Genomic DNA, 1577 nt, shown 5'->3' with positions numbered 1-1577 from the left:
GTAACCGTCTAGCGAACCACACCTCGCATCATTGATCTGACTATTTGAAAATACCTGCTCAATGATAAATTTGGAGCAGGTGATGAAAACATACAGAACAGCGGCACAGTGGCTCGGTTTACTTCAGCAGCGCAGCAATTTCAAAGGCACTAATGTTGAATTCTGCCAACATCATAATGTCTCGATTACCACTTATTATAAACAACGTGCTTTACAGGCTGAGAACCAGCAAAAAACAACCCTGCCAAAGCGCGCTACATCATCACGCTTTATTCAACTAAAACAAACCGCCACTGAAGTCTGCGAGTACACTCATCAAAATGCACTGCAGTATGATACCCGCACAGGCCAGCTCATGCTTCCTGCCAATTTAGCAACGACCGATATCGTTACTATCATTAAAGGGTTAATGGCATGAAGATGTTTGTTGATGTGCCCACCGTTTATTTATGTGCCGATGTGGTCGATTTTCGTAAATCGATTAATGGATTGGCGGCGTTGGTGGAAGCAGAGCTTGAACTGCCTGTGCTCAGTGGTGCGCTATTTGTCTTTTGTAATAAAGGCCGTGACAAACTCAAATTGCTTTATTGGGATAATACCGGCTTTGCGCTGTGGTATAAGCGATTAGATAAGCATAAGTTCAAATGGCCAAAACTCATGTCACCCACCATGACATTAACCGAGCAACAATTACATTGGTTATTAGGGGGTTATGATGTGATTGGCCACAGTAAAATTGATGTCGCAGGTAAGCAAGTGCTTTAATTATTCAAAAGATATAGCGATCGATTGATGATCATCAAAGGATGTTCATTTAGCACTGGAAACCCGCTGGTGACGCCTTAAAATAGGCGTCATGAAAAATGTACTCGCCCTTAAACAGCGCATCGCTGAGCTGGAAAAACTGCTCGAAAATGAGCGGCAATTATCTTTACAAAAAGATGCGCAAATCGCAGCCTTAGAAGAACGCTGGCGCCTGGCCCAACAAAAACAATTTGGCAAAAGTGCTGAAGGCTTTGCCTCGCAAGGCGAGTTATTCAATGAAGTCGAAGAGATTATTGAAGCCGTTGAGGCTGAGCAACAATCCATTAGCTATACCCGCAAAAAACCGGTGCGTAAGCCACTGCCAAAAGACTTACCCCGTGAGCAGGTTATTCACGATATAGCAGATAAAATCTGTGATTGCTGTGGCGGTGAGCTACATAAAATGGGGGAAGACAAGTCAGAAAAGCTTGAGTTTATCCCAGCCCAAATCAAAGTCATTGAGCACATTCGGCCTAAATACGCCTGCCGTCACTGTGATAAATCCTCGACTCATACACCGATAAAGCAAGCACCCATGCCTGCGATGCCGATTAATAAAGGTATCGCGACAAGCAGTTTGCTCAGTCAGCTTATCACCAGTAAATACCAATACGGGTTACCGCTTTATCGCCAGGAAGCGATGTTCAAGCAATATGGTATTGAGCTGAGCCGTCAGACCATGAGCAGCTGGATAGACAAATCCGCCACACTGTTTGCACCACTGGTGGAACGGCTTAAAACAGGGTTGTTAACGCAGCCCACGTTGTTTGCCG

3 protein-coding genes are annotated in these 1577 nt (G+C 44.7%); all 3 read left to right on the top strand.

The window, feature by feature from the left end:
• Window positions 1–82: 82 nt before the first annotated feature.
• A complete protein-coding gene (locus H5073_RS17870; protein WP_182680912.1) occupies window positions 83–418 on the top strand; it encodes an IS66 family insertion sequence element accessory protein TnpB in 336 nt (111 codons plus the stop codon).
• Window positions 415–765 carry an IS66 family insertion sequence element accessory protein TnpB gene (tnpB, locus tag H5073_RS17865; RefSeq protein WP_182680911.1) on the top strand — a complete coding sequence of 117 codons (351 nt, stop codon included), beginning with the start codon at window positions 415–417 and terminating at the stop codon, window positions 763–765. Before H5073_RS17870 ends, tnpB begins: the two co-directional genes overlap by 4 nt.
• Window positions 766–856: 91 nt before the next feature.
• A partial coding sequence (locus H5073_RS17860; RefSeq protein ID WP_182680910.1) for an IS66 family transposase zinc-finger binding domain-containing protein occupies window positions 857–1577 on the top strand: 721 nt, incomplete at its 3' end.

This window comes from Shewanella sp. SR44-3 (assembly GCF_014163735.1).
Taxonomy (GTDB): Bacteria; Pseudomonadota; Gammaproteobacteria; order Enterobacterales; family Shewanellaceae; genus Shewanella.
The sequence above is the reverse complement of the archived record's forward strand: the minus strand, read 5'-3'. Positions and strand labels throughout refer to the sequence as shown.